Here is a 27,000-nt window from a genome sequence, read left to right on the forward strand (position 1 = left end):
AACGTTATATTTCAAATAGAAAGGATGGAAAAAGAGAAGGGTATAAATATTATTTTGAGCTCAATCAATGTAAAACTTGTCCGTTGCATGACCTGTGTACACAAGGGCGTGCAAGAAGAATTCTAACTATTGGGTTGAACACAACAGATTACTATGAAATGTCTCAATATCAGAAGACAGAAAAGTTCAAGGAAAAATATAAAAAAAGAGCTTCGATTGAAGGTAAAAATGCGGAGCTTAAAAGATTTCACGGCCTATCCAGAGCCAGGGGGTATGGTCTATTAAGTGTGTCCATACAATCAAAATTAGCTGCAATCGCAGTTAATATGAAGAGGATATCGGCAATAGTATCCTCTTCATATTCATCTGTTTTAATAAAAAAGCACATTTTTAAAGTGTCATGGTCATTCGAATAAAGGTTTATTAAGAAACATAGAAAAAAACGCTAGTTTTTCACTGGTCCCGAACCGTCCCCTGCTTCCACCTATTAAATCTCTATATCAACAACGTTACGTTCAACGATTCTGGCACTTTTTTTGCTAACTAAGCTACCACCTGCTGAAAAGAACACGTTTTGGGTAATGATTTCATCCATGGCCTGATCTATTGCTGCTGGGTCTGCAGGCTCAACTGGTTGATCTAAGGAAAGCGTAACGATTTTTTCTTCTTCATTTAGAAACTTTAGTTCTAATGTTTTCAATATACTCACCTCCTATATCTTTGTGTGTTGGAATGATTATTCAGCTGTAATAAGTTCTGTGTCATTACGTTTTACCGAATAAAGGGTTAGCTGCTGTAAAGGAACTAGAGCTGTTGTAACTGCTAGTAATTGATCTGGTGTGGCTGCAACTTTTACGTTGTTGAAGGTTTTGTTTTTAAGTATTACTTTACCACTTTCCAAATCAACACCATTTTCAAAGACTAACTGTAATCTTGAATCAATTGTTTGTGCGACTGCCATCTGCTGTCCACCTCCTTTCACATATATAATCGTTTGTAAGGTAGAAGGAGGTGTCTACTATTTAAAATTAATTGAACAAGGCGATGTTCAATTGAAACTAATTGGGAAAGGAACTAGATTTGGAATGAAGATATATTACTTCGAAGTAGCGGATGGTTCTTCTTTCTCGGTCCTTTATAAGAATAATCCAAAGTAAGTCAGAATATAAATATTGACATAAGATTTTAAACCTTGTATTATAATCCAAGTTAGTTAATCGGATTAAAAGGGTAAGCAGTTAAGCCGATTGGTTAAATATCAATTGACAGGGGGAGAAAAACAACATGGATACGTTATTTATTTTACTTAATATCATTATCATGCTTGCACTTATTGGTGTTTTATTTTACATGCAAAAGAAGCACGTTTCTTTTAGTAAGCGTGTGTTCACAGGTTTAGGTCTTGGTATATTACTAGGGGCATTGTTACAAATTGCTTATGATCCTGGATCTGAAATTGTTAGTACATCAACCGATTGGTTTAATGTTATCGGAAGAGGTTATGTAAGTTTATTAATGATGATTGTTATCCCACTCATCATGGTTTCTATTATTCAGTCGATTATTAACTTGGAAAAATCTGCTGAATTAGGAAAAATGTCAGCATGGATCATTGGCATTTTGGTAGCAACTGCAATGGTGGCAGCTTTTGTTGGTATTGGTGCAGCTTCTGTCTTTAATTTAGACGCTGGACAAATCGAAGCAGGTCAAGCGGAAAGCGATCGTGGTATTGCTTTAGAAGAACGTTTAGGAACGGTAGAAGATTTAACGATTCCGCAACAAGTATTAAGTTTTATCCCGTCTAATCCATTTTTAGACATGACAGGTGCTCGTGCTACTTCGACGATTGCAGTAGTAATCTTTTCTATTATTGTCGGTATTGCTGTTCTTGGTGTTCGTAGGAAACAACCAGAGCAAGCAAAGGTTTTTGTTGATTGGGTTAATGCTGTATATGCGATAGTTATGCGCATCGTAACACTCATTCTTCGCTTAACACCATTTGGTATATTAGGCTTAATGGCAAACACAGTAGCCAATACGGATGTGGCTGGTATTTTAGAACTTGGTAAATTTGTTGGGGCATCGTATGTAGCGTTACTCGTTATGTTTATTATACATTTAGTTGTCGTTGGTTTGTTTGGGCTTAACCCATTCACATTCCTTCGTAAAGTATTGCCAGTACTAGGATTTGCTTTTACATCTCGTTCTAGTGCAGGTACGATTCCGCTTAATATTCAAGCGCAGAAAAATAGTTTAGGAGTTCACCAGGGAATTGCCAATATGTCGGCATCGTTTGGTGCAACGATTGGGCAAAACGGTTGTGCCGGTATTTATCCTGCGATGTTAGCTGTAATGATTGCTCCATCACAGGGAATCGATCCACTTTCACCTGGATTTATTGTTCAATTAGTTCTAATTATTGGTGTTGCTTCATTTGGTATTGCTGGTGTTGGTGGCGGTGCTACATTTGCAGCATTAATCGTCCTTTCATCTATGAATCTACCAGTAGCTTTAGCGGGTCTACTTATCTCTGTAGAGCCACTCATTGATATGGGCCGTACAGCATTAAACGTAAATGGTGCCATGGTATCCGGTACCTTAACATCTAGAATCATGAATAAGTTGAATTTAAAAACGTTTAACGACCGCAATGCAATTGAAAGAGAAACAGGTCTCTAAATAGTTAAGGAATAAAAAAAGGACTTCCATCTTTGATTAAGTAGTTCCGATACTGTGGAGAAAATCTAAATAACAGGTGAAATAACTTACTAAAACACACTATGTTTAGCACCATAAATAACAGTACAAATAACAAAAAACAAACGCTTGGACATTAAAATGTTCAGGCGTTTGTTTTTTATATTGTCTTGTTAAACTAAAGCACCCAATACTTTAATAACGTCAGACAAGAAAGAAACTAGCGATTATTACTAAAACATATAAACAAGGTGCTATCTTATCTATTACACGTGTCTTAAAATTATGTTTCTTGTTGTACCACATTATTTTGACAATATCCATAATCAAAAATATTGTTAATAAGGGTACAAAGAAAACGATATAGAGTTGTTTATAACGAGAAATGAGGATACTTATAATAACTACCATTATAATTACAAACAAGAATTTAATACCTCTATACTTATTTTCGTTAAACAGCATCTCAATGACTTTTTCCTTTATTTTCAAATTATTATCGCTTCTTTATTCCACTAACCTGCTCCTTTACTTCAACAAGGAAAGGCGAATACCCTTGTTAAAGTTTCGCGCCTGTTCATTCAAGAACAATACTATAAAAGTTTCGACATATAGTATTCATCAACAAATTCATCATTTATAAGCAATGAATTTCTTTTTATTCCTTCAATTTCAAATCCTAATTTCTTATATAATGATAATGCTCCTTCATTTTTAGTTACGACTGTTAGTTCTAACCTACTAACATTTTGATTAGCGGCCCATTGATCTAGTTTGTTAATTAGTTGTTTTCCGATTCCCTTTCCTCTATAACCCTTCAAAATCCCAATAACTATGTAAGCCGAATGCTTATTCCGTTGTGCATTACCACCTATAACTATTAAGTAACCAACCAACTCATTATCCTTTTCAGCAACAAGTATAGTAGAGTTTTCAGCATTCTTAATGCCATCAATCATCTTTAATTGGTTTTCGGATTGAATATCTCTTTCCCCAGCTTCCCAAAGCATATACTGTGAACTTTCATCAACCTGCTTAATAAGATTTGCTAAATTTTCTGCATCAGAAGTTTCTACTTCTCTAACTATCATTAATTTTCGCTCCCTTATTTGTTTCACTCTTATTGAACTAATCGCGCCGTAAGTTTAAGAAAAACCCTTCACAAACTCTAAATTTATTTTAACATAAATTTACAATTACCTACTTGGTTAATAAAAATCAACATAGTAAATAGCACGTTGACAACAGAAGCTATTGTCAGTGTGTTATTTGGGTTGCGATTTCGTATGCTAATTCAAGTGTTCATATTCAATGAACATTGATATAGAGGGGGAAAAAAACAGATTAAATCTCATGTAATTTGGTCTGTCAATTAGTGTGCTACTTTAAAATGTTTCTCCACCGAAACGGAACTACTTAATCTTTGATGGGGATCCTTTTTAGAATGAAAAAAACTTATAGGAGACTTAACAAATTGATGTAGGTAAACTAGAAAAAACCACCTAAATGGCATAACTTATTCACTTAATGTAGTAAAATGGAAAAAAGGCTTCGGTAAAACATCATCCAACGTAGGCTTTTTCATTAAAATGGGAGGTTTGCTATTTATGACGATAACTATTGGTATAGTAGGAACGGGTAACTTTAGTGAAAAGCATGCACGCATTTTAGCCGAGATGGGAGATGTAAACGTGAAGGCGTTTTGCGGTACAAGTAAGCAAAAGGCCGACAGAATTGCATCTGAGTTTTCAGCAAAAGGGTATGACAACTTTGATGACATGTTAGATTCCACCAAATTAGATGCAGTGTATCTATGTGTGCCTCCGATGGCTCATGGTCAAATGGAAATGGAATTAATCAAACGTAACATTCCATTTTTTGTTGAAAAACCACTTGGGGTGGATAAAGAGATTCCAGGTGCAATTTTAGCTGAAGTGAAGAAAAAGTCATTGTTAACATCCGTAGGTTATCATTTCCGTTATAGTGAGTCGGTTCAACGGATGAAACAGGTAGTAGGTTCTCAAACAATCGGGATGATATCCGGTCAATGGGTAGGTGACATGCCTGGCGTATATTGGTGGAGAAATCAAGATTTGTCTGGGGGTCAATTTAATGAACAAACGACACATATTGTAGATATATTGCGTTATTTAGCTGGTGAAGTTGATGAAGTACATGCTTTCTTTGGAAACCGTATTATGCATGAAAAAGCTGAATCCGTTACTGTTGCTGATGTTGGTACGGTTAATTTAAAGTTTCAAAATGGCATTATTGCAAATGTTTCTAATGCATGTATTTCCCCTAGTGGGCAAAGCTCAGTTGGTGTAACAGTGTACACAAATCAAGGTAATATCGACTGGAAACCAACCGTGTTGAGAATGGAAACTGGTAATGATAAAGCAACGTATAATGATACAACGGATCCATATTTTATAGAAAATCAGGCATTTATTAACGCATTAAGGACGGGAGATGCTTCATTAATTCTATCCGATTATGAAGATGCATTCAAAACACAACAAGTAACCAGTGCTGCTGTAGAATCTGCAGTCAGTGGAAGGACAATTATTCTTTAGGGGGAGGAAGCATGGGGACGATTCTCTGCTTCCTTTTTAGGTTTCATCTGAATCGAGGTTCGGACTTTTACCAACGAGTTATAGACAATTTTAAATCTTTTTATGATTTAACGATAGTGTTGTAAACTAGGAGAAAGAATTCTATCTGGTATATTTGACAAGAAAGGATTGATACCAATGAAAGCCTACCAAATAAAAATAGAACTAGTGGATTCAACCCCTCTGATTTGGAGAAGGGTAATGATGCCAGCTGATGCTACATTCAACCGACTTCACGATATTATTCAAAATACGATGAATTTCCAGAGCGGTTATCCCTACGAACCGTATCATCTTTTTGAATTTGTATTACATGAAGATAACCTGGTGGTCACGATTAATGAAGAAGAATACCAAGAGAATAAAGCATACAAAAAGCTATATAAACATACGACACTGGATAAAGAGAAAGATCCATTTGGTGCGATTGCTCGTCATTTGAATACAACAATACGTAAGCCCCAAACACTAAAGATAGACCCGTATATAGAAAAAAACGGAGAATTAGATTATGTTTATGATTTCGGTGATGGTTGGAGAATTAAAGTTATATTAGAAGAGACGACAGAAGAATATTATTATGGCTACCCAACACTCATAGACGGTGCAGAGACTGCTCCTCCCGAAGATGTTGGTGGAATTCCAGGGTATTATGATTTTTTATCTATTTATCATGATGATCAACATCCGGATTATAAAATGATGAGAACTTGGGCTGATGAACAGAGATACAAAGAATATGATAAGGAATTTATTAATAGTTGTCTTAAAGCTATCAAATATAAGAAAACAGAATGGGACAAGCTGGGGAAAGATCCGTATAAGGGTTATTAGCAGTTAGTGAGGGATCATCATTTTAGATCCCTTTCTTTAAAAAATCAGTAATCAGTTGGAGTGTCATCATATGGTTTTTCGTTTCTTTGCCGTCTTCAGCCTGGGTTTGGTGCTCACCTGGGGATTTTCGTGGTAAATCTTCATGGAAATTACGACCTTCATACTAAGTGGTGGTAATACAATATCATGATACTATGTAATAGAAGATTTTAATTGTGTTTTAATATGCTCCATTGCTCCTGGATAAGCGGATAATAATTTACTGTTAATCATAATTGTTTCAGAATTATATAAATTAACGATATTGTTAATATCAATAGTGATGGTTTCTACACAAAGCTCTTCAGCATCTTTAATTCCTCAATCTTTTCTTCTTAGTAAGGCTTCCACATCCTCATCAGTCAATGACGAGCCTTTATTTTATGGAATCGTTAACAAATTTGTTTAGTCAAAACATAAAGATTATTTTATTATAGTAAAATAGTGATTGGATGTATGTAGTTTCTCCCACCCAATTATCAATATATACAGAAATATTCTCAACGTGCTTAACAAAAAAGCGCTTTCAGTCAATTTTTAATAAAATGAAAGCACTATCATCTAATGACTTATCTTAAATTATTTAATAACATGATATAGAAGGATTGGTGAAGCGTATGGACGATTTCTTAGCAAACTATGAATTAAAGGGAAGAAATGTGGATATTCCACTTCATTCACATCAAGAATATGAAATATTTCTGTTTCATAAGGGAACCTGTCGCTATTTAATTCATAATCAAATTTATGATTTAATACCAGGAGATATTCTTTTGATGGATGGACTTGCTCTTCATAAACCGAACCTGCCTGCTCATAGTGATTACGTTAGAAGTCATATTCACTTTAATCCACAAACAATCATGCCTTTATTAGAAGCGTTAAATGCCAGTCATTTATTAGAAGCTTTTGAAAGGTTGCATCATTGTTTGATCAGACCTACTGATTCTATTATTAGCAACCAAATTGCAAGCGTTATCAAGTGTATGCAAGAAATCAGCAAAGATGAAAACCGAACAGATGCTGAAAAGAAAATGGAGTTAAAGGTATTGCTCGTTGAAATTTTAATCATGGTTAACCGAATTGGTTTAGCTGATTCAACTATGCACCTTTCCGAAAAAAATGAGAAGGCAATACATGCTGAAAATATTGCTGCGTATATTCAGCAATACTTTTCAGAAAAATTGACCATTGAAAAAATTGCAGATGATTTAAATTTAAGTAAATCCTATGTTTCCCATGTTTTTAAAGAAATGTCAGGGTACACAGTGATGGAGTATGTAATGGCTTGTCGTCTGCAACAGGTCCAGTACCTCTTAGAAGCAGAACCAGACAAAGCTTTAAAAGATATTGCTTATCAAACAGGCTTTGAAAGTATATCTCATTTTAGTCGTTATTTTAAATCGAAAATCGGGGTTACACCTCGGGAGTACCGACGTGAACGCCTGAAAATATATCAATAAGGAGTTGTATAGAATGGAAAAAGTAAAATTAGGAGTTATCGGATTAGGTCAACAGGGTTTCACTTATGCGAACTTTATTAAAGAGGGAAGAGTTCCAAACATGGAATTGGGTGCAATTTGTGACACAGACACAGAAAAGAAAAAAGTTTCCGAAGAGAATTACCCAAATGTTCCATTTTTTGATGATTACAAAACAATGATTGATAGTGGAAAAGTGGATGCAATTGTTACATGTGTTCCACACTACTTGCATCCTGAAATGGGCATAGAAGCACTATCAAAAAATATTCACGCACTTCTTGAAAAACCTGCAGGTGTCTATACGAAACAAGTAAAAGAAATTAATGATTTTGCAAAGACAAAGCCAGAACTTACGTATGCGATTATGTTTAATCAACGTACAAACGAATTGTACCGTAAAGTAAAAGAAATTATTGATAACGGCGAAATTGGTGCAATCAGACGTACCAACTGGATTATCACGACATGGTGGAGACCACAAGCATATTATGATCAAGGTTCATGGCGCGCAACGTGGGACGGTGAAGGTGGAGGAGTTCTGGTTAATCAAGCACCACACCAAATTGATCTAATGCAATGGATTTGTGGTATGCCTAAAAAAGTTTATACAAAAGCACAGTACGGTTATCAACGCGATATCCCAGTAGAAGATGATGTAACAACTGTATTTGACTATGGTAATGGTGCAACTGGTGTTTTCATTACGTGTACGCATGATGTAATGGGTACGGACCGATTTGAGATTTTAGGAGATAAAGGAAAAATAGTCGTTGATGATAGTAAAAAAGTTACTATTAAGCGTCTTCATAAATCTGAAAAAGAAATGAGCGATTCCTTGTCTTGGCAAGAAACGATGAAATTATTTATGGGAGAAGGACCTGGTGCTATTTTTGAAGAAGAAGTATTGGATTTCGAAAGTGTATGGGGTGGACAACATGCCAGTGTGCTTGAGAATTTTGCAGCGAACATTTTAGATGGTACAGAGCTTATTGCACCAGGTAGTGATGGCATTAATGGTGTGACATTAGCGAATGCGATGCATTTATCCAGTTGGTTAGGAAAAGAAGTAGATTTACCATTAGATGAAGAATTGTATTTAGAAGAATTAAATAAATTAAGAGCTCAAGAAAAGTAATAAAAGACAATAGGTGGTGTCAAATAGATGCTCCAAGTAGCGATAATAGGATTAGGTGATATTTCTACTATTCATATTGATGCAATTCAAAATAGCAGTATAGCAACATTAGTAGCTGCTTGTGATGTTGAAGAATCGTTAGGAAAAAAAGCAAAAAACGCAACTTTTTATATGGATTATAAAGAAATGATCGAAAAAGAAGACTTGGATTGTGTACATGTATGTTTGCCACACTATTTACATCGTGAAGTAACAGAGTATTGTGTAAAACATAATGTACATGTCTTTTTAGAAAAACCTTTAGCTAGAATACCTGAAGAGGGCATATCAATTGTGGATGTGGAAAAGAAATTCCCACAATCAAAAATATGCGTGTGTCTGCAGAATCGCTTTAATAAAACGGTTGAAAAGTTACTTGAAATTGTTGCTAGCGAAAAATATGGCAAGGTAAAAGGTGTTAAAGGCTTAGTTACTTGGTTTCGTCCAAAAGAATACTACGATGTGAAACCGTGGCGTGGATCGATGAAGTACGCTGGTGGCGGCGTTATGATTAATCAATCTATTCATACATTAGATTTGATGCAATTAATTGGTGGGCGTGTGAAATCCATTCGTGGCTCGATTGATACTTTAGTTGATTATGGGTATGAGGTGGAGGATACTGCCACAGCCCATATCCAATTTGAAAATGGTGCGACTGGATTGTTCTTTGCTACCGTTACGTATTCTTCCAATTCATCTATCGAGTTCCAAGTACTACTCGACAAAGCAAAACTAACCATTAAAGATAGTATTTTAACCATTTCAAGTGATACCGAAAAGAAGGTTTGTTTAGTAGAAGATGAAAAGCTACCTGGTTCTAAATTTTATTATGGAGCCAGCCATGCAAAGCTTATCGGACAATTTTATCAAGCAATAATTAACGATACAGAGGACTATGTGCATGCGCAAGAAGCACAAACCTCATTAGAAATGATTGGTGCAATCAGACATTCTTCTGAAATAAAAAAAGAAATTCAAATGGAGGCTTACCAATGACAAAAGGGAAAATCGGCGTTCAAATGATGATGTTAAAAAAGAAAGTGGAAGAATTAGGTGCCTATGAAACCTTGAAACAATTACATGATTTAGGTTTTCACTCTGTAGAAGTATCTCAAATACCAATGACAGAAGAAAATGTAAGTGAGATGAAAAGAGCAAGCGATGATTTTAACATTGCAATAACCGCTACAACAGCTCCCCTAGAACCAATGACCCCAGGAGCAGAGGCAGAAACCTTACGAGATGATTACGAGAAAATTGTTGCAGATTGTAAAGCATTAGACTGTAATTACATTCGAATTGGGATGTTGCCATTTACGATAATGGGTGATAAGGATAAAATTATCGCTTTTATCGATCGAGCTGAGGAGATGGCGAAACGATTAAAAGATGAAGGGATTTCGCTTTATTACCACACACATCACATCGAATTTCAACGTTACGATGGAAAATTCTTGTTAGATATGATGAAAGAAAATACATCTGTGTTGGGCTTTGAATTAGATGTTCACTGGATTCACCGCGCTGGTGTAGATCCAGTATCATTTATTAAGGAATACAAAAATCGTGTCTCACTAATACATCTAAAGGATTATCGAATCGGTGACTTAGATATCACAGATGATGATTTGAAGGATATGCAAAACTTCTTCTTTAAATTTACCAACCTGATTGAATTTGCTGAAGTTGGAGAAGGCAATCTTAATATTCCGGCAATTATGGAAGCGGGACTTGAAGCGGGTGCAGAACACTTCTTAATTGAACAAGATGATACCTATGGTCGTGATCCGTTTGATTGCTTAAGAGATTCAGCTGAAAACTTAAGAAAAATGGGGTACGCAGATTGGTTTTAAAGTTAAACTGGAGTACTGCAAGATGGAAGTTCTAGCATACAATTGATAGAACATGGATTAGATTTCCGAATCGTATAAAGGGGTGTTTTAAAAGTGGGAAAAGCAGATGGAATGAATTATGCACCAAAAGGGAAACCAAACCCTGTCGTCGAGCCAAATGAATTTGTATTTGCTGCGGTGGCATTGGATCATGGTCACATTTTTGGTCAGTGTAATGGACTAGTGGAAGCTGGTGCCACACTCAAATGGGTTTATGATCCAGACCCAACTAAAGTGAAAGATTTACTAGAAAAATTTCCAGACGCAAAAGAAGCTAATTCCTTAGAGCAGGTGTTAGAAGATTCGGAAGTTAAACTTATTGCAGCAGCGGCTGTTCCAAGTGAAAGAAGCAAACTAGGTAACAAAGTACTCCGATCAGGCAAGGACTACTTCACGGATAAAACTCCATTCACGACTTTAGCTCAACTAGAGGAGACAAAAAAAGTAGTGCAGGAAACAGGGCGAAAATATATGGTTTACTTTAGTGAGAGATTGCATGTAGAAGGTGCAGTTTTTGCAGGTAATCTAATTAAAGAAGGGGCTATCGGTGACGTTATTCACGTAACTGGCTTTGGCCCACATCGTTTAAATGCACCAAGCCGTCCTAACTGGTTTTTTGAAAAAGATAAATATGGTGGAATTCTATGTGATATCGGTAGTCATCAAATTGAGCAATTTTTATTTTATGCGGGATGCAAGGATGCAGAAGTGTTGCAGAGTAAGGTAGGTAATTACGGTAATCCAAGCACGCCTGAGTTAGAGGATTACGGAGATGCAACCTTAGTTGGCGATAACGGTGCAACTCAATTCTTCCGTGTTGACTGGTTTACTCCAGATGGTTTAAGCACATGGGGAGATGGAAGAACGTTTATTGTGGGTACAGAAGGAACAATCGAAATTAGAAAATATGTCGATATAGCTAGAGAAGAATCTGGAGACCATTTATACCTTGTTAATAAAGAGGGAGAAAAACACTATCGTTTAAGAGGTGAAGTTGGATTTCCGTTCTTTGGTGAACTAATCTTAGATTGTATCAACCGCACAGAAAAGGCAATGACGCAAGAACATGCATTTAAAGCTGCTGAGTTATGCATAATTGCTCAAGATAATGCTAGAAAAGTAAAATAAAGAAAAGGTTGCCTGAGATAGGGCAACCTTTTCTTTTAGGAAATATTGTTTCATTTTAAACGTTTAACTTCCAACTGATCTAAGATTGTGATGGAATTGTTTCTATGATGGAAGAATTTTTTGTGACTGGTATCCTAGAGTGGAAGGAACTGCCCAATTGGATGCAAGGAGTAGGGGTTACCTGACAATAAGCAAATTTAATATTTTATCTTTATAGAAGCAAATAAGAGAGGGTGTAGCGCTAGGTAATGAGCACTACACCCTCTCTGTTACATATATAGGGAATATATTTAGTTATTTTAATCAATTTCATAATACCTATTTCAACGCCATCCATAACAATATGTAGTTGGATAAAAACATTTCCAAACTATATATCGTTATAGATGACTGTTTAAGGTAATTATGAAATTGATTCATTTGTCACTTGATTCGATAATTGTAATTGTTTCTTCTCAATTTTTTGGTAAGCAAGAGTTGCTGAGGATAGGATTACTAATCCTAGTAAACTTGCACTAAAGAAAAATCCAATACCAGGAATCCATGTTAGAGCATAATAAACGGCTGCAAATCCAAAAATCATAAAGAAACTTGGCAACGGATTAAAAAACATAATCAAAATCGAATTCTTTATATGCCTTCTAAGGGTTTGTTCAAAAGTTATAAAAGATGCAAGTAAATAACAAATGAATAATAGATACATATAACCGGTAATAATCATGGGATAAATTAACCACTGGGCCTGGTTAATCGGGTTTTGATGCAAAAAATTAAGGTTAAAAACTATTAAGAACCCGATAATTCCAATGATTACTCCTATTTTGTTACTATTTTTAAATTCCTTCTTATAATAACTCCAGAAGGTTGAAAAGATGATAGGTTCTTTTTTTTGTATAAATTGTCTTAAAACAGAAAGTAAGGCAACACTTGATGGAAAAATACCAAAAACAACTCCTCCAAGCAAGGTGAATCCTATCCATAATATATTCAAATAAGCTAGCCGATATATCCAGTTACAAAAAGAAAATATCCCTCCGGAGAAAGTTCCAAGATGCATATGACCACTCCTTTATTTATGTTTCTTCTACTATATCATGCAACAGATATTTTTCGTCTTTTATATTTGTAATAGTAAAAATATTATCAATCAGGTAAAAGTAGTGCATTGAAGAAAGCGCATTCAAATCCTATAATGAAGCTATATTAAAGATTTGAGGTGAGAACATGGAAGGTGAAGTAAAGGGTTCTAAACTTGAACAGGCAAATCAAGTCAAACTCAAGAAAAAGAAGAAGAAACGAAATGGAGATCCGTTTAGTGGTTGGCAAGAAAACTTATCTGGGTATCTATTTATTGGACCGATGTTTTTAGGTACATCCATTTTAGTTCTCTTCCCAATCATCGCATCATTAGTATTAAGTTTTACCGATTGGAATTTTGTATCCGGTTTCAAAAGTGCCAGTTTTGTCGGGATTGAAAATTTCAAAACGTTATTTGACAATGATATATTTCTAAAATCATTAAAAAATAACTTTTTAATTTTATTAGCAATTCCAGTAACATTAATGATTTCTCTATCAATTGCAGTAATTATTAATAAGTATATTTATTTTAAAGACCTTTTTAAAGTTATATTTTTTATGCCATTCATATCTAGTGTTGTAGCGGTGGCAGTTGTCTTTAGAGTTCTATTCCATCCTTCAGAAGGTCCTGTCAATCAGCTATTGATGTCGCTAGGTGTTAATGATCCTCCCGGTTGGATTTCGGATGTATCTTTTGCATTACCATCAGTGATGATAATTATGATCTGGACTGGTATTGGTTTTAACTTAATTATTTATCTAGCTGGTCTTCAGAATATTCCTAAAGAATTATATGAAGCAGCACAAATTGATGGGGCATCTGCTTGGTATCAATTTACAAAAATCACAGTACCACTTGTTTCACCAACAACTTTCTTATTAATGATAACCGGAATTATTTCTAGCTTTAAAATATTTGATTTGATTATTGTGTTAACTGACGGTGGCCCAGCAAATGCCACGATTACGCCGGTCGTTTATTTATACCAACAGGCATTCTTGGAGCTAAAAACTGGTTATGCATCATCTATTGCATTAGTTATGTTTATCATCATTCTGATCATTACGTATCTTCAATTTGTTGGTCAGAAGAAATGGGTTAACTATTAAAGGGGGGAGGAGAAAGTCTTATGAAAACAGACATAGATATTAGAAAAATAACCATGACTGTGGTTATGGCGATATTTGGAATACTGTTTTTGATGCCATTCATTTGGATGATTTCAGCGTCTTTAAAGATTGAAGAAGAAGTTTTAACCTTTCCAATTCAATGGATCCCTGAAACATGGAATGCAGTAGCTAACTATAAAGAAGTTTGGACAGGAGACATGCCATTTTTATTATTGTATTGGAATTCCATCAAGGTCACGGTGCTAACGACGATAACTTCTGTATTAGTATCAGGACTTGCAGCTTATGGATTTGCAAAGATTAATTTTAAAGGAAGAGAATTACTATTTATAGTTGTACTTGCTACATACATGATTCCACCGCAAACGTTACTCGTAACGCAATTCCTACTTTTTCGTTGGTTAGGACTCTATGATACACATACTGGTCTTATATTACTAAATAGCTTTAGTGTATTTGGAACATTTATGCTAAGACAGTTTTATCTTGGTATCAGTAATGAAATCATTGAATCAGCGAGGATGGATGGTGCGGGTCATTTCAGAATATTTTTTAACATCGCATTACCACTTGTTAGACCTGCAATTGCAACCTATGCAATTTTACGGTTTATCTGGACATGGAATGACTTCCAATATCCGTTGATCTTCTTAAGATCAGAAGCGCTTTATACCATTCAGTTAGGAGTGCAAAGCTTTGGAGATCAACATGGAAGTATATATACGCTTATGATGGCAGCTTCTGTGTCAGCAATTGTACCATTATTAATTATTTTTATTATTGGTCAAAAGCATGTTATTGAAGGCATTCAACTTGGAGGCGTTAAAGGTTAAAAGTGGTTGTTCCATTACTTTTATACAAAGTGATGTGCGATATAAATAAAAGGAAATCAATAAAAAGGGAGGAAAAAGTAATGAGGAAAAAATGGGGTTTGATGTGGTTAGTTGCAATAATGCTTACATTATTATTAGCTGCTTGTTCTGGCGATGAGGAGTCAAATACAGAAGGTGATGATTCAGATGATACTCAAAATAATGAAGAAGATGGTGAACAAGTAACGCTTAAATTTGTTCATTGGCTTACTGAAGAGACTGCTAACTTTGAGCCGATTATGGAAATGTATGAAGAAGAAACAGGTGTGAAAGTTGAAGCTATTCCACTAGTGGAAAGTATGAGTTCAGAGGATTATTATAAACAATTAGATTTGATGGCATCAGCTGGAGAAACCATTGATGTTATGATGTGGTCCAACGGTAATGATTTAGTAAAAAGAATTGACGCAGGTCTTGTAGCTCCGATAGATGAATTTGTCGAAGCTGAAGGAATTGACATCAATGAAGTATACAATAATTCATATTCTCCAGTAGACGGTAAAGATTATGGTCTACCAATGAAGAGTATTACAAATGCAGTTATGATCAATAAAGCCCATTTAGATGAAGCAGGTCTTGAAATCCCTACCGAATGGACTTGGGATGAGTATCGTGAGTATGCAAAGGCAATGACAACAGATGATCATTATGGTTCTTATTTACACACATGGCATGATATGTTTTCTGCGTTAAAATTAATTAGTAAGGAAGAGAATACAGCGCTGGTAAATCCGGATGGTACGTCAAATGCAGATGACCCGTTGGTTAAAGAATCATTAGAATTTAGATATGCATTAGAACAAGAAGATAAATCTTCTGTTCCATATTCTGAAATTCTTTCGCAACAAATGGATTATCGTCAACAATTCTTCACGCAAGAAGCAAGTATGGTTCCAATTGGAACTTATATGGTTACAGAATGGGGACAATTTACGCCGGAATTTGAAATCGCATGGGCTCCTTGGCCAAAAAATGAAGAAGATGGAGTGAACTATGCTGATGTTAATGGGGATCTAATTAGTATTGGTGAAAGCTCCGAACATAAACAAGAGGCGTATGACTTTATACGTTGGATGACAACCAAAGGAATTTCAGAACAAGGTATTTGGTTGCCAGCTTGGAAGGAAGCTGACCTTGATACTGTATTAGAAAAACTTGTAAACAATACAGAAAAACCTGATGCGATGCATTTAGAATCATTGAAGAACGCAATTACATCGATTACACCAACAAGTAACGCTTCACTTCCAAGTTATATTACAGAAGTGGTTACAGATTTTAAAGCAGAAACCGAATTGTATCTTCTGGGTGAACAAGATATTGATACAACGGTTCAAAATGTTCAAGAGAAAACACAAAAAATTATAGATGCCAATCAATAATTCATCTAAATTTTTTGGTAATAGGTGATACAATCAAGAGGGGAATGTTTTCTCTCTTGATTTTCCTATTTTCTAATATAAGAGGGGTAATAGAGGTAGTGAGGTGCAGTGATGTTTAAAAAAATAAATCAGCTTTCATTAAGAAGTAGACTAACCATTGCCGTTGTATTATGCATCCTACTACCTTGGTTGAGCACGTATTTTGTTTCTCAGTATGTCACAAAGGACGTATTAGAAGAAAGAGCAGTAAAGCAATCTACTGACACCTTAAATATGATTGAAATGGGCGTTAACAATTTATTTGATGATATTATGTACACGTCTAATTACATTCAATTTGATACCAGTTTTAATCGCTTGCTTAAAACACAGCAAACAATTATGTCTGATCCCGAAAACTTAGAGCAGCAATCTGCTTTAAGTTATCTACGTATTTCGGAGGCTTTAGATGGGATAACAGAATTATTATCTCCTACTTATATTACACTTTTTTTAAATGATGATTTTTATTATACAAACTACTCTATATCTAAACATCATCCATCTGCCTTTAAACAGGAGCCTTGGTTTCAAGAACTCGATCAGTTAAACTTTTATCAAACAAAGTGGATTGGTGCCCACCCTACGTATATTAATTCAGATGAAGAAACAACTTCACACCTAATCAGTGTTGCTAGAACGATCAAACAAGGGAGTCAAATTCTAGCTTATTTAGTTATAAGTATGGAAGAAAAGGAAGTAGCTTCTTTTTTAAGTAACTTCCAAAATAATAGCAACAATAAATATTATCTAACAAGTCAATATGGGGAAATCTATTCTAGTGTTAACGAAGAGGACATTGGTACGACACTTCCTTATGACGTAATGAATCGGTCTTATTCCATAGTAGAATTTGAATCAGAAGACCATCTTTTGGTTTCAGTTCCTGTTTCCTATTCTGGATGGAGACTAATTAGTTTGGTACCTTACGAAGATACAATCGGATCTATCAACACAGTTACGCGAACTACGATTATTATTCAGGGTGCCTTTCTACTATTGTTTTTAGCTGGATTAATTATATTGGTAAGAGAAACGACGAAACCATTAACCAGGTTAAACTTAATTACGAAATCGGTGAAAAGAGGTAATTTAAAGGTTCGTGCAAACATTGAGGGAAAGAACGATGTAGCCATATTAGGTCAATCCTTTGATCATATGCTCGATACGATTGAAGAGATGGTCGTGCAAGTACAATTACAGGAAGAAAAGAAGCGAATAGCTGAGTTAGATATGCTTCAAGCACAAATTAATCCACATTTTCTATTTAATGTATTAAATGCTATACGGTTAAAAATTCGAATGAATGGTGATAAAGATAGTGCGGAACTCATTTATGCGTTATCAGCGTTATTAAGGATGACGGTTAATAGAAATAATGCTTTTGTAACACTAAATGAAGAGATAACAGTAGTAAAGCATTACATGCAGTTGATGAATTTTAGGCATCACCATACGATTTCGTTAAATATTGATGTAGATGATGCTATAGGAGATTTAGAAGTTCCGAGATTTTTCTTACAACCACTGATTGAAAATGCTATTATTCACGGATATAAACATACAGAAGGTGTTATAACCATTAAAGCGGCATATAATGATCAAGCCATGCTGGTGTTAGAAATTATAGATGATGGCATTGGAATGGATAAGGAAAAGGTAGAACAATTAAAAGGAAAAGTTTTTCAAGATGGGAACAAGGATCCAATAGATACAAAAGGATCTTTTAATGGAATTGGTGTACAAAATGTTTATCAGCGATTAAGAATTATTTATGGAGAAGATTTTGATCTAACTATAGTAAGCAAAAAAGACAAAGGTACAAAGTTCACATTCTATATACCCTTAAATGAGGAGTGAAGTAGCCATGTATCAAGTAGTTTTGGTTGATGATGACGTAATGGTGTTGGAATTTATGACCAAAATGATCCCATGGCAGGATCATGGTTTTGAAATAATTGCAAGTTTTCATGATAGTTTAGAAGCACTGCAATATATGAAAACAAATGATTTCGATGTTCTTATTACCGATATAGGAATGCCTCATTTAAATGGAATCGATTTGCTCGGTATATTAAGGGCGGAGAATATCAAATCTATAAATATAATCTTATCTTGTCATGATGAATTTCATTTTGCTCAACAAGCATTAAAGTTGGATGCATATGATTATATATTAAAAGAATCGATGGAAGAACCCGTAATCACTGACTTACTAACTAGATTAATAGAAAGAATGGATGAAGAATTAAAAGAAAAGACCAACAATAAGAAAATTGGACGATTCTTAAATAAAAACAACAGAGAATTAAAATCGAAATTTATTGAAAAAGTAGTAGATGGTAATGTATCCCAAAATGAAGTGTGGTGGGAGGAACAAGAAGAACTGCTTGGGATGAACTTCCATGATGAAAAATTCACACCAGTTTTATGTTATATCGATTATTATCAAGACGTGGTTGAGAAATATAAAAGTGATACAATACTACAATTCAGTATCAACAATATTATTGAAGAAGAGTTAAAAAATTATCAACAGGATATTCAAATATTTTATTTGCAAGGTAAATTTTTTGTACTATTTAAAAAAGAGAGTAATTCGAGTCAACTAGAAAATCAACTCATAGATAAAGCGATTAGAAATATGCAAGAAAAACTGGAAACCTATTTAAAGATTACAACAACCATCGTAATTGGAAATAAATATCAGGATAAACAAGGTTTAATCACTTCCATGCAAGAATTACTTGATAATAACAAAAGCCGATTTTATTATCCGCACAATAGTCTTCAAGCGTTGCACATTATCACTTTTAATGAAAAAACTATTTTTCATGAATACCAAGAGGTAATGCAAAAAGTTAAAACCCTTATCCTTGAAAGAGATGATTCTAATGTATTTGCATTTATAGAAGAGTATATTTCAGTCATAAGAAATGGAAAATTTCATCCGAATATGGTGTTGGATTTTGCTGTGAAATTAGTGTTAGATATCAAATTATCGTTAAACACCCTAATGCGATTTAAAGATGATAAATTACTACAAATGACGAACAAAATCATGAATGTTGACACAATTACACACTTAGAAATAACTTTAATAGAGATCTTCACTTTGTTTTTAAAGCATGTGCACGAGTTTAATCAACTACCTAGACATGAAGAAGTCCTAAAAGCACAGATATATGTTAGACAGCATATCAATCAGAAAATGTCATTAAAAGATGTTGCAGCATACTTACACTTAAATGCAAGTTACTTCAGTCGGTTATTTAAACAAGAAACGGGAGAGAATTTCATTGAGTATGTAACCAGAATAAAAATGGAACAAGCAACAGGTATGATTGAAAATACAAAGAAATCCATTGATCAAATTGCAAATGAACTAGGATTTGAGAGTAAAAGTTATTTTTTAAAGACCTTCAAAAAACAAACAGGAATGTCTCCTCGACATTATAAATATAAATTAGCTTCACATTCATAAAAAGGGAATATTATTTAGTTCGTTTAATCAATTTCATAATACCCATTTCAGCGCCATCCATAACAATATGTAGTTGGATAAAAACATTTCCAAACTAGATATCATTATAGATGGCTGTTTAAGGTAATTATGAAATTGATTCTGTGTAACAAATAAAAAATGAATAGTAGAAGCGGGATCATATTGGTTCTCTAGTGGAAAATAATAATCGGTTTAACGCTGAAGCTGTCTTTATTTCTGGCACTTCTGCGGGTGGACAAGTCGCGAATGTGGTTGGACTAGGTTTAGTAGGGTGGGAATATGGAGATATACTGAATCCTGACTTAAAAGTGAAAGGGATTATTCCGGTTTTTTCTACTAATGGGGCGTCCAATGTCGGTATTGACAGAGGATAGCCCTCCATCATTAATTTTTCAAGATACTGCAGATGGTGTTGTAGATGCTTCTATCTCAGAATTACACAGTGGATGAAAATAGAATCCATTGGGTGTAATTGCTCTTCATTTGAAGACAACCATACGCAAACCGCAAACCGCAAACCGCAAACCGCAAACCGCAAACCGCAAACCGCAAACCGCAAACCGCAAACATAGAAAACATAGAAAACATAGAAAACATAAAAAACATAAGGGATCAATTTAAATCCCTTATATAGAAAAATTAATAATCAGTTGGAGCATCATCGTATGGTTTTTCTGTTTCTTTGCCGTCTTCATCATGGGTTTGGTGCGCACCGGGAAATTTTCGTGGTACATCTTCGTGGAAGTTACGACCTTCATAAACAAAATTACTATAAAATTGCTGGTCTTCCTTCCAAGGGGTTTCTTTATTTTGCACAGGATCTTCTTTGCCAGTTGACGAACCATAAGGACCCTCAGGATACTCCTCTGCTGTTAAAAAGTTTCGTTGCGTTTCTGTATTAGAAAAATCCGTGTAATCTTGATTATCCTTTTTATTGCTGCTCATATTATCACCTCACACTCCTAGTTTGAACAGTTATTATAGAATCTATGTTGGGAATTATAAGCAAGGATGTACATAATTACTAAGCACCTGGAAAAGTACAAAGGGACAAGGTGATTCTGTCCCTTACGTATTAATGTTTCACTTCTGAATAATAATCAAATGTATCCATGGCTAAGGTAACCCCTTGTGAAAAAGCGGCACCTCCACCTAAGGCAGCGCTAATCGCAACAGTTTCCATAATTTCATCCTCTGTAGCGCCGTGTTCAACAGCCCCTTTTGTATGATACATGATACAGTATTCATCTTGTGCATAAATGCCAATACCTAGAGCCATTAATTGTTTTTCTTTTTTAGCTATAGAACCTTCTTGGAAACAGGCCTCGGTAAAGTCAAAATAACCTTGTGTCATTTTAGGAAGACGGTCTCTAAAGCGCGAACTACCTTCTTTATAATCTAAAATAGACGCATCAAAAAAATTGTCTAATTCTTCTTCTGGATTCATGTCCATTTTCTTTCACCTCATTAAATTAAGTAATATACCTATCTTCTATTATTTAGGATAAATTATACATCAAAAAAATTGGAGATATTTATATCGAGTGATAACGATGATTAGTTACTTGACGGACTCTTGTTGGTCATTTTTTTACACTTTTATGACAGTATGTGAAAATATAAACATAATATTCATTATTGTGATATTATTCACATGTCATTTTCGAAATAAGTAATATTATATCTAAAAAGGGGGATAATAGTTATGTCATATGTTAAACCAGAACAAGTGGTCGAGAGTATGATTCAAGCTGGTGCCACCAAAGCAACTATGTCGATAAAAGATATGTTAATCCGTGGTATTCTTGCTGGTGGTTTACTTGGAGTTGCAACAACACTTGCATTTACAGCCGAAATCCAATCAGGAATGGGTATCCTTGGTGCGATTCTTTTTCCTGTTGGATTTGTGATCGTCATTTTACTCGGACTTGAACTAGTTACGGGGAATTTTGCACTAATTCCGGTTGCAGTGATGAATCAAAAAGCAACGGTTAAGGGCATGTTGTCTAATTGGTTTTGGGTTATCATCGGTCACTTAATTGGAGGGGCACTGTATGCTTTTCTGTATATGATTGCCATTACTAGCTTAGGGCATGTTACAGATAATGTAGTAGCAGCAAAAGTGATTGCTGTTGCCGAAGCAAAAACCTTAGGATATAAAAGCCTCGGCTTTGACGGGCAAATTGTTTTATTCGTGAAAGCTATGTTATGTAATTGGATGGTAACGCTAGGAGCAGTGATGGCCATGACATCTAAATCAACAGGTGGAAAAATAGTAGCCATGTGGTTACCCATTTTTATGTTTTTCGCACAAGGTTTTGAACACGCCGTAGTAAATATGTTCGTCATTCCAGCAGGTATGATGTTAGGTGCCGATGTTAGTTTTGCTGACTGGTGGTTATGGAATCAAATCACAGTTACGATAGGTAATGTCGTAAGTGGTGTGATCTTTACTGGGGTAGCTCTTTACGTTACATACAATAAGACGAACCCGAAAATAAAATTAGAAATAGCTGAAACAGTCGTTACTAAAAAACAAACAGCAAGGTAGGAAGCAGGGGACAGTTCCTGCTTCCTTTTTTTGTGAAGTTTGAATTTTTTGCTAGATAAATTATAAATACTTATCCGAATTCAGAAAAAGTGTTATATGACATTATATGTGTTAATTGACAAGTGCCTACCTTCTTAAAGAACTCTGATTTCGGTTTACTCCACGTTAACAAACCACTATTTTATAATTTAACTGTCCCAATGTTTTCTTTAAATCGAAATGAAATTTAACATGCCTAATTTGTTTAATATTACATCTAATAATTCTTTTAAATATGCTAAGTAGCATATTACCGAAAATAAATTATTGTAAAGACAAAGAGGCTTGAATGTTGAAAAAATAAAGAATAATTGAAAAAGAGAAAACGTGTTACGCAAAGTAAATGAAGGCTTTCGAAACATTAAGCTTTAAGAATTTCACTGTGTTACATCGAATCTGTTAGTTAGGGTTAAATAGGAAGCAGAGAACCGTCCCCTGCTTCCGTCCCCAGAATAAAATTGGAACGAATCTATATTTCTCCCCGTCTAGTAGGGGAGAGGAGGGTAACATGTATAGTAAAAGTGATGTTAAAAAAGCGATAAAGGGGAATAAAAAAGCATTTGAAAAAATAATCGAGTTTGAAAAAGACAGACTGTATCGCATTGCTTACTTGTACGTAAAAAATGAGAATGATGCGGTTGAAATTGTGCAACAGACTGCTTATAAAGCTTTCATTTCGATTGATAAGTTAAAAAAGCCAGAACAGAGCTCTGCATGGCTTAAGAGAATTGCAATTAATAATTCGATTGATTTTCTTAGACAACAAAAAAAGGTTACACCCTTTATAAAAGAAACGTTGGAAGCTATCCCTGCTAAAGAAATAAATATTGACGATAAAATGGATTTATATCAGTTGATTGATCAATTAGATGAGAGACAAAAAACAATAATTATACTGAAGTATTATGAAGATTTACCTAATCATGAAATTGCTAAAATTATCGGTTGCCCAGAAGGAACAGTAAAGTCCAGTTTACATCGAACGTTACTAATGTTGCGAAGAAAAATGGAAGGAGGCTGTATCAATGAATGATGATATTCAAAAGTTTAAACGAAAAGTAGATAGCATTTCCGTCCCGGAGCAACAACTACAAAGTGCAATAAGTCATGCAATTGATACTGCTAATAAGAGTAAAAGTAAAAAAAAGAGAAGGTATCAGCAATTGATAGTCAGTCTAACTGTAACAGCAGTTCTTTGTTTTGCACTTATAAGTTCTGCATTCGTTTCTCCAGTAATGGCAAGGGTGTTAGCTAATGTTCCTTTAGTTGGTTCAGTACTGTCCCATTATGACATTGGTCTCGAACAAGCCTATGAAAAAAATCTAGTAAATAACATTGGAGAAACAGTTAATGATCGGGACATTGATATAACAATCACAGAAGTTTATTATGACAATTTTCGGTTAGTAATTGGGTACACCGTTCCGATAAAGGAGGACATGAATAATCAATCTATATTGGAAATGAGTATGCCTGAATATGAAGTCCAAGTAAACGGGAAACACCTTTCTGAACAAACAGGGAACTGGCATAGAGAAGGAGATGTCATGGTTGGGATTATTAGTACGACTGTAAACCTACCAGAGGAATTTTCTATAAACGTCTCCTTCAATGAGATTCTAAATACTACAGGAAATTGGAATTTTGAATTTCCTGTAGTTATAGAAGATTCGGGTTTGTTATACAATGTAAATCGAATAGCTAAGGCTGAGAACTATGCGTTTACACTTCAAAACATTCGTGTGACACCAAGTGGAATGAAAATTCAAGCAGAGTTAGACATACCATTGGGTAAAGAAAACCAAGGGGTTTCCTCGTATGAACTTCAGGTCCAGACCGGAAATGCTGATTATTTAAAACTTATAGAAGGAAATAGTAAAAACATTCCCCTCGTCCATTTTGATAAGGAAGTAATAAAAGTTGATGCCTTATATGAACCATTAAAGAGTAGTGAAGTATTAACGATTATCCCAATATTAGATGATGGTAATACACAAACTTCGTTAAACGATTTAGCAATTGAAGTTAATTTGAGTGAAGTTAAGTCCACAGAAATAATCAATGAATCCGAACAGTATGGTTTGGTTGAAAAGCATCTGGATAAAGAAACATTCCTTCGTGAGAATATGATAGAAGAGGTTGTAGAAGAATTAGACATTGAATTAGGTGATTATTATAAAGCAGAAGTCGGGGTCTTGGACACGCATATTGCTTACGAATTGCAAAAGAGTAACGATCTAAATGTTAGAGATATTGTTAAACCACTCGCATTAATAGAAGAAACAGATGAACGTGAGAACGCCGAAGCACATGCCTTTGTAATCTATAAAAATGAAAATGGAATGAATAGTGTGCTTGAGGTTGTTAGAAATGGAGGTGAATGGGAGGAAGTAGATTCTTTCCAGATTCAAGGTAAAACAATCGAGGAGCTTGAGGAACTATTTAATGCTATGTGAGAGTGAGAGACAGGCTCTTATCCCTAATAAACGAAGCAAGGGAACACGTTCCCCTTGCTTCTTTCTCTTTTTATGAATGGGTAGACAGGTATGGTGGTGAACTATCCCTATTAATGTGTGTAACCTCGATATTGAAGCAGCGCATTCTACATAGCTTACCGATAACGACTAATTGGTCAACGGACACAAAATAATAAGGGAAACGCTCAAAAGTAAAACAGTTCCTATTAGCATTATATAATCATCCGTCAAATTTTGGGTCAGCTCTTACGGTTCACAGGTGCGACAACGGCGAGAGGATATTGCTGTTTTTTATATAGATATTTATTTATAATAAAAAGTAATAGATTTAAAGTGATTTAATAAGGAGAAATATGTATGGTAAATCCGTTACAAAAAGAAACGTCTTTATCCAGCCTGAATACGAGACCAAAAAGTTCAGTTACCCGTTCCATTTCTACTATTCTACTATTCGCAAATATCTTATCTATCATTCTAAGTGGTTTTTATTTAATAGGACTGCATGGCTATGGCTTATGGAATATATTTGGAGTGCTTTTTGTCCTAACACTAATCGGAAATATAATTGTTGCTGCTTTTCCAAGTGACCATAAGTGGTTAGATTATAGTTATTTATTGTTCACAATCATTGCTATGATTTTGCTGCCTGTCTTAAATTCACTTGCATCATTCCAACTTTCAAACACTGATTCACGTACTGCTTTATCAGTTATCATTATCTTCATCCTACTAATACTAGGAACAGTAATGGCTGCAATGACAAGAAAAAGTCAGGGAGACAATCCGTTCACTAACCGATTCACGGTACATTTCGCGAAGGAGCGTATGTTTTCAAAAAGAAGAGTGATGACTGGGATTTGGAGTCTGTTTTTGTTAGGGGGGGTGTATGTCGCTTACGAACTACTGCAAGGAAAAAGCGGCGGTGTCATCGAAATGTTTTTCCCGGGATATGCTCTATTTTTCAGCATTGGTACGATAGCTATTGTGCTATTCATTATTAAAATGCATTCGGGAAAAAGTAGATCGTTATTGATTCATTTACTCACGCTGATTGGATTAGGTGTTGCTGTTTGCTTTAGTTTGCCTTTGTTTGCAACGTTATTTTCAATGGAGGAAGCAGAAACGCGTTTTACTGATGCGTTAGGAGATGAGTGGAAAGAATCTATTCCTGAGGAAGTTAAGACTCACTTTTTAACAACTCCTTTCTCACTACCAAACTACTTTTTTGGAACTGAAACAAATGGATACACAGTGCAGGAAGACATTCTTTTTTTTGAAGGTGAGGAGGGAATAGATAAAGACATTCAGTTACGGTTTGATGCCTACTTGCCACCTGAGCAAACAAATTTACCAGGGAATCGATCTGTACTCATTCGCATTCATGGAGGAGGATGGACGATTGGTGATAAAGGTTCGGGTAACAACGCCCAGATTAACAAATATTTTGCTAGTCAAGGCTATGTTGTTTTTGATGTGCAGTATGGGCTTAGCAGTGAAGAGAAATTTGTGGAGTTCGCGCCGGTTCCTGACAATATTGTTGCAGACTTTACTATTGATGATATGGTCCGTCACATCGGGTTGTTCACCGATTATCTAGTGGAAAATAATGATCAGTTTAACGCTGATTTGAACGCTGTCTTTATTTCTGGTGCTTCTGCAGGAGGGCAATTGGCGAATGCAGTCGGACTAGGCTTAGCAAGTGGGGAGTATGAGGATATACTTAATCCTGAGTTACATGTAAAAGGAATTATTCCGTTATATCCTGCTAATGGGTTGGCGGATGAAGTTGGTATTGATGGTTCCGATGCTCTCACGAATCCAGCTGAATTAGTGACCGGGAATAGCCCACCATCATTAATTTTTCAAGGTACAGCAGATGGAGTTGTAGATGCTTCTATCTCAAAAACGTTTGCTGAAACCTATAAAGAAAACAACAATCCGCAATCGGTATTACTTATGATGCCTTATGCCGGTCACAACGGAGATTTCTATTTCTCTAGCTATTACAATCAAATGTTTATCTATTATATGGAACGATTTATGTATTTGAATTAGCGA

General features: G+C 35.1%; 25 protein-coding genes. 19 read left to right on the forward strand and 6 right to left on the reverse strand.

Translation table 11 applies throughout. From position 1 onward, the window contains the following. A partial coding sequence (locus QQS35_RS16570) for a transposase (RefSeq protein ID WP_285933342.1) occupies positions 1–416 on the forward strand: 416 nt, incomplete at its 5' end. A gap of 71 nt (positions 417–487) precedes the next feature. Here QQS35_RS16570 and QQS35_RS16575 read toward each other — a convergent pair. Together QQS35_RS16575 and QQS35_RS16580 are read right to left on the reverse strand one after the other, a co-directional pair. After that, positions 488–700: a DUF2922 domain-containing protein gene (locus tag QQS35_RS16575; protein ID WP_285933343.1), complete on the reverse strand. Its 213-nt coding sequence runs from the start codon at positions 698–700 to the stop codon at positions 488–490. A gap of 36 nt (positions 701–736) precedes the next feature. After that, positions 737–961 carry a DUF1659 domain-containing protein gene (locus QQS35_RS16580; RefSeq protein WP_285933344.1) on the reverse strand — a complete coding sequence of 75 codons (225 nt, stop codon included), beginning with the start codon at positions 959–961 and terminating at the stop codon, positions 737–739. 323 nt (positions 962–1,284) lie between these two features. Between QQS35_RS16580 and QQS35_RS16585 the strand changes: the two genes are divergently transcribed. Further along, a complete protein-coding gene (locus QQS35_RS16585; RefSeq protein ID WP_285933345.1) occupies positions 1,285–2,679 on the forward strand; it encodes an L-cystine transporter in 1,395 nt (464 codons plus the stop codon). Positions 2,680–3,290: 611 nt separating this feature from the next. Here the strand turns inward: QQS35_RS16585 and QQS35_RS16590 are convergent. Continuing rightward, positions 3,291–3,788: a GNAT family N-acetyltransferase gene (locus tag QQS35_RS16590; RefSeq protein WP_285933346.1), complete on the reverse strand. Its 498-nt coding sequence runs from the start codon at positions 3,786–3,788 to the stop codon at positions 3,291–3,293. 516 nt (positions 3,789–4,304) lie between these two features. Here QQS35_RS16590 and QQS35_RS16595 point away from each other — a divergent pair. The 7 genes from QQS35_RS16595 to QQS35_RS16625 all read left to right on the forward strand — a co-directional run bounded on the left by QQS35_RS16595 (position 4,305) and on the right by QQS35_RS16625 (position 11,866). Continuing rightward, the gene (locus QQS35_RS16595) at positions 4,305–5,273 is read left to right on the forward strand and encodes a Gfo/Idh/MocA family protein (protein WP_285933347.1); all 969 of its coding nucleotides are present in this window, start codon (positions 4,305–4,307) and stop codon (positions 5,271–5,273) included. A 177-nt stretch (positions 5,274–5,450) separates the two neighbouring features. Next, positions 5,451–6,146, forward strand: a complete 696-nt coding sequence (locus tag QQS35_RS16600; RefSeq protein WP_285933348.1) for a plasmid pRiA4b ORF-3 family protein — start codon at positions 5,451–5,453, stop codon at positions 6,144–6,146. A gap of 656 nt (positions 6,147–6,802) precedes the next feature. Continuing rightward, positions 6,803–7,648 carry a helix-turn-helix transcriptional regulator gene (locus QQS35_RS16605; RefSeq protein WP_285933349.1) on the forward strand — a complete coding sequence of 282 codons (846 nt, stop codon included), beginning with the start codon at positions 6,803–6,805 and terminating at the stop codon, positions 7,646–7,648. Positions 7,649–7,661: 13 nt separating this feature from the next. Next, positions 7,662–8,804, forward strand: coding sequence for a Gfo/Idh/MocA family protein (locus tag QQS35_RS16610; protein WP_285933350.1), 1,143 nt, complete (start codon positions 7,662–7,664; stop codon positions 8,802–8,804). 27 nt (positions 8,805–8,831) lie between these two features. Beyond that, a complete protein-coding gene (locus tag QQS35_RS16615; protein ID WP_285933351.1) occupies positions 8,832–9,842 on the forward strand; it encodes a Gfo/Idh/MocA family protein in 1,011 nt (336 codons plus the stop codon). Then, positions 9,839–10,699 carry a sugar phosphate isomerase/epimerase family protein gene (locus QQS35_RS16620; protein WP_285933352.1) on the forward strand — a complete coding sequence of 287 codons (861 nt, stop codon included), beginning with the start codon at positions 9,839–9,841 and terminating at the stop codon, positions 10,697–10,699. Before QQS35_RS16615 ends, QQS35_RS16620 begins: the two co-directional genes overlap by 4 nt. 93 nt (positions 10,700–10,792) lie before the next feature. Further along, a complete protein-coding gene (locus tag QQS35_RS16625; protein ID WP_285933353.1) occupies positions 10,793–11,866 on the forward strand; it encodes a Gfo/Idh/MocA family protein in 1,074 nt (357 codons plus the stop codon). 403 nt (positions 11,867–12,269) lie between these two features. On the opposite strand, the gene QQS35_RS16630 is transcribed toward QQS35_RS16625, so the two are convergent. Continuing rightward, positions 12,270–12,923: a YesL family protein gene (locus tag QQS35_RS16630; RefSeq protein WP_285933354.1), complete on the reverse strand. Its 654-nt coding sequence runs from the start codon at positions 12,921–12,923 to the stop codon at positions 12,270–12,272. A gap of 167 nt (positions 12,924–13,090) precedes the next feature. Between QQS35_RS16630 and QQS35_RS16635 the strand changes: the two genes are divergently transcribed. The 6 genes from QQS35_RS16635 to QQS35_RS16660 all read left to right on the forward strand — a co-directional run bounded on the left by QQS35_RS16635 (position 13,091) and on the right by QQS35_RS16660 (position 20,249). Continuing rightward, entirely contained in the window at positions 13,091–14,056 is a 966-nt protein-coding gene (locus tag QQS35_RS16635) for a carbohydrate ABC transporter permease (RefSeq protein ID WP_285933355.1), read from the forward strand. 20 nt (positions 14,057–14,076) lie between these two features. Beyond that, positions 14,077–14,910, forward strand: coding sequence for a carbohydrate ABC transporter permease (locus QQS35_RS16640; protein ID WP_285933356.1), 834 nt, complete (start codon positions 14,077–14,079; stop codon positions 14,908–14,910). 80 nt (positions 14,911–14,990) lie between these two features. After that, positions 14,991–16,331 (forward strand): ABC transporter substrate-binding protein, encoded by a 1,341-nt coding sequence (locus QQS35_RS16645; RefSeq protein ID WP_285933357.1) that lies wholly within the window; start codon positions 14,991–14,993, stop codon positions 16,329–16,331. A gap of 111 nt (positions 16,332–16,442) precedes the next feature. Beyond that, entirely contained in the window at positions 16,443–18,230 is a 1,788-nt protein-coding gene (locus QQS35_RS16650; RefSeq protein ID WP_285933358.1) for a sensor histidine kinase, read from the forward strand. A 7-nt stretch (positions 18,231–18,237) separates the two neighbouring features. After that, the gene (locus tag QQS35_RS16655) at positions 18,238–19,854 is read left to right on the forward strand and encodes a response regulator transcription factor (protein ID WP_285933359.1); all 1,617 of its coding nucleotides are present in this window, start codon (positions 18,238–18,240) and stop codon (positions 19,852–19,854) included. Between the two features lie 194 nt (positions 19,855–20,048). Beyond that, positions 20,049–20,249, forward strand: coding sequence for a hypothetical protein (locus QQS35_RS16660; protein ID WP_285933360.1), 201 nt, complete (start codon positions 20,049–20,051; stop codon positions 20,247–20,249). Positions 20,250–20,514: 265 nt separating this feature from the next. Here the strand turns inward: QQS35_RS16660 and QQS35_RS16665 are convergent, their stop codons facing one another. After that, the gene (locus tag QQS35_RS16665) at positions 20,515–20,820 is read right to left on the reverse strand and encodes a hypothetical protein (protein ID WP_285933361.1); all 306 of its coding nucleotides are present in this window, start codon (positions 20,818–20,820) and stop codon (positions 20,515–20,517) included. 130 nt (positions 20,821–20,950) lie between these two features. Continuing rightward, positions 20,951–21,328: a carboxymuconolactone decarboxylase family protein gene (locus tag QQS35_RS16670; protein WP_285933362.1), complete on the reverse strand. Its 378-nt coding sequence runs from the start codon at positions 21,326–21,328 to the stop codon at positions 20,951–20,953. A 252-nt stretch (positions 21,329–21,580) separates the two neighbouring features. On the opposite strand from QQS35_RS16670, the gene QQS35_RS16675 reads away from it, so the two are divergent. The 4 genes from QQS35_RS16675 to QQS35_RS16690 all read left to right on the forward strand — a co-directional run bounded on the left by QQS35_RS16675 (position 21,581) and on the right by QQS35_RS16690 (position 26,997). Next, on the forward strand, positions 21,581–22,426 hold the full coding sequence (locus tag QQS35_RS16675) for a formate/nitrite transporter family protein (RefSeq protein WP_285933363.1): 846 nt from the start codon (positions 21,581–21,583) through the stop codon (positions 22,424–22,426). A 547-nt stretch (positions 22,427–22,973) separates the two neighbouring features. Beyond that, positions 22,974–23,498, forward strand: coding sequence for a sigma-70 family RNA polymerase sigma factor (locus QQS35_RS16680; protein ID WP_285933364.1), 525 nt, complete (start codon positions 22,974–22,976; stop codon positions 23,496–23,498). Next, entirely contained in the window at positions 23,491–24,921 is a 1,431-nt protein-coding gene (locus tag QQS35_RS16685) for a DUF4179 domain-containing protein (RefSeq protein WP_285933365.1), read from the forward strand. The genes QQS35_RS16680 and QQS35_RS16685 overlap by 8 nt, the downstream gene beginning before the upstream one ends. A 378-nt stretch (positions 24,922–25,299) precedes the next feature. After that, entirely contained in the window at positions 25,300–26,997 is a 1,698-nt protein-coding gene (locus QQS35_RS16690; protein WP_285933366.1) for an alpha/beta hydrolase, read from the forward strand. The last annotated feature ends 3 nt before the right edge of the window (positions 26,998–27,000 follow it).

The sequence above is a fragment of the Aquibacillus rhizosphaerae genome (genome assembly GCF_030282825.1).
Lineage (GTDB): Bacteria > Bacillota > Bacilli > Bacillales > Amphibacillaceae > Aquibacillus_C > Aquibacillus_C rhizosphaerae.

What these genes read in the sequence shown, in the direction of transcription:
- QQS35_RS16590 (WP_285933346.1), bottom strand. Translation starts at nt 3,788, where the DNA reads ATGATAGTTAGAGAAGTAGAAACTTCTGATGCAGAAAATTTAGCAAAT.
- QQS35_RS16585 (WP_285933345.1), top strand. Translation starts at nt 1,285, where the DNA reads ATGGATACGTTATTTATTTTACTTAATATCATTATCATGCTTGCACTT.
- QQS35_RS16675 (WP_285933363.1), top strand. Translation starts at nt 21,581, where the DNA reads ATGTCATATGTTAAACCAGAACAAGTGGTCGAGAGTATGATTCAAGCT.
- QQS35_RS16610 (WP_285933350.1), top strand. Translation starts at nt 7,662, where the DNA reads ATGGAAAAAGTAAAATTAGGAGTTATCGGATTAGGTCAACAGGGTTTC.
- QQS35_RS16635 (WP_285933355.1), top strand. Translation starts at nt 13,091, where the DNA reads ATGGAAGGTGAAGTAAAGGGTTCTAAACTTGAACAGGCAAATCAAGTC.
- QQS35_RS16580 (WP_285933344.1), bottom strand. Translation starts at nt 961, where the DNA reads ATGGCAGTCGCACAAACAATTGATTCAAGATTACAGTTAGTCTTTGAA.
- QQS35_RS16690 (WP_285933366.1), top strand. Translation starts at nt 25,300, where the DNA reads ATGGTAAATCCGTTACAAAAAGAAACGTCTTTATCCAGCCTGAATACG.
- QQS35_RS16615 (WP_285933351.1), top strand. Translation starts at nt 8,832, where the DNA reads ATGCTCCAAGTAGCGATAATAGGATTAGGTGATATTTCTACTATTCAT.
- QQS35_RS16605 (WP_285933349.1), top strand. Translation starts at nt 6,803, where the DNA reads ATGGACGATTTCTTAGCAAACTATGAATTAAAGGGAAGAAATGTGGAT.
- QQS35_RS16630 (WP_285933354.1), bottom strand. Translation starts at nt 12,923, where the DNA reads ATGCATCTTGGAACTTTCTCCGGAGGGATATTTTCTTTTTGTAACTGG.
- QQS35_RS16680 (WP_285933364.1), top strand. Translation starts at nt 22,974, where the DNA reads ATGTATAGTAAAAGTGATGTTAAAAAAGCGATAAAGGGGAATAAAAAA.
- QQS35_RS16640 (WP_285933356.1), top strand. Translation starts at nt 14,077, where the DNA reads ATGAAAACAGACATAGATATTAGAAAAATAACCATGACTGTGGTTATG.
- QQS35_RS16665 (WP_285933361.1), bottom strand. Translation starts at nt 20,820, where the DNA reads ATGAGCAGCAATAAAAAGGATAATCAAGATTACACGGATTTTTCTAAT.
- QQS35_RS16620 (WP_285933352.1), top strand. Translation starts at nt 9,839, where the DNA reads ATGACAAAAGGGAAAATCGGCGTTCAAATGATGATGTTAAAAAAGAAA.
- QQS35_RS16685 (WP_285933365.1), top strand. Translation starts at nt 23,491, where the DNA reads ATGAATGATGATATTCAAAAGTTTAAACGAAAAGTAGATAGCATTTCC.
- QQS35_RS16650 (WP_285933358.1), top strand. Translation starts at nt 16,443, where the DNA reads ATGTTTAAAAAAATAAATCAGCTTTCATTAAGAAGTAGACTAACCATT.
- QQS35_RS16600 (WP_285933348.1), top strand. Translation starts at nt 5,451, where the DNA reads ATGAAAGCCTACCAAATAAAAATAGAACTAGTGGATTCAACCCCTCTG.
- QQS35_RS16655 (WP_285933359.1), top strand. Translation starts at nt 18,238, where the DNA reads ATGTATCAAGTAGTTTTGGTTGATGATGACGTAATGGTGTTGGAATTT.
- QQS35_RS16645 (WP_285933357.1), top strand. Translation starts at nt 14,991, where the DNA reads ATGAGGAAAAAATGGGGTTTGATGTGGTTAGTTGCAATAATGCTTACA.
- QQS35_RS16670 (WP_285933362.1), bottom strand. Translation starts at nt 21,328, where the DNA reads ATGGACATGAATCCAGAAGAAGAATTAGACAATTTTTTTGATGCGTCT.
- QQS35_RS16595 (WP_285933347.1), top strand. Translation starts at nt 4,305, where the DNA reads ATGACGATAACTATTGGTATAGTAGGAACGGGTAACTTTAGTGAAAAG.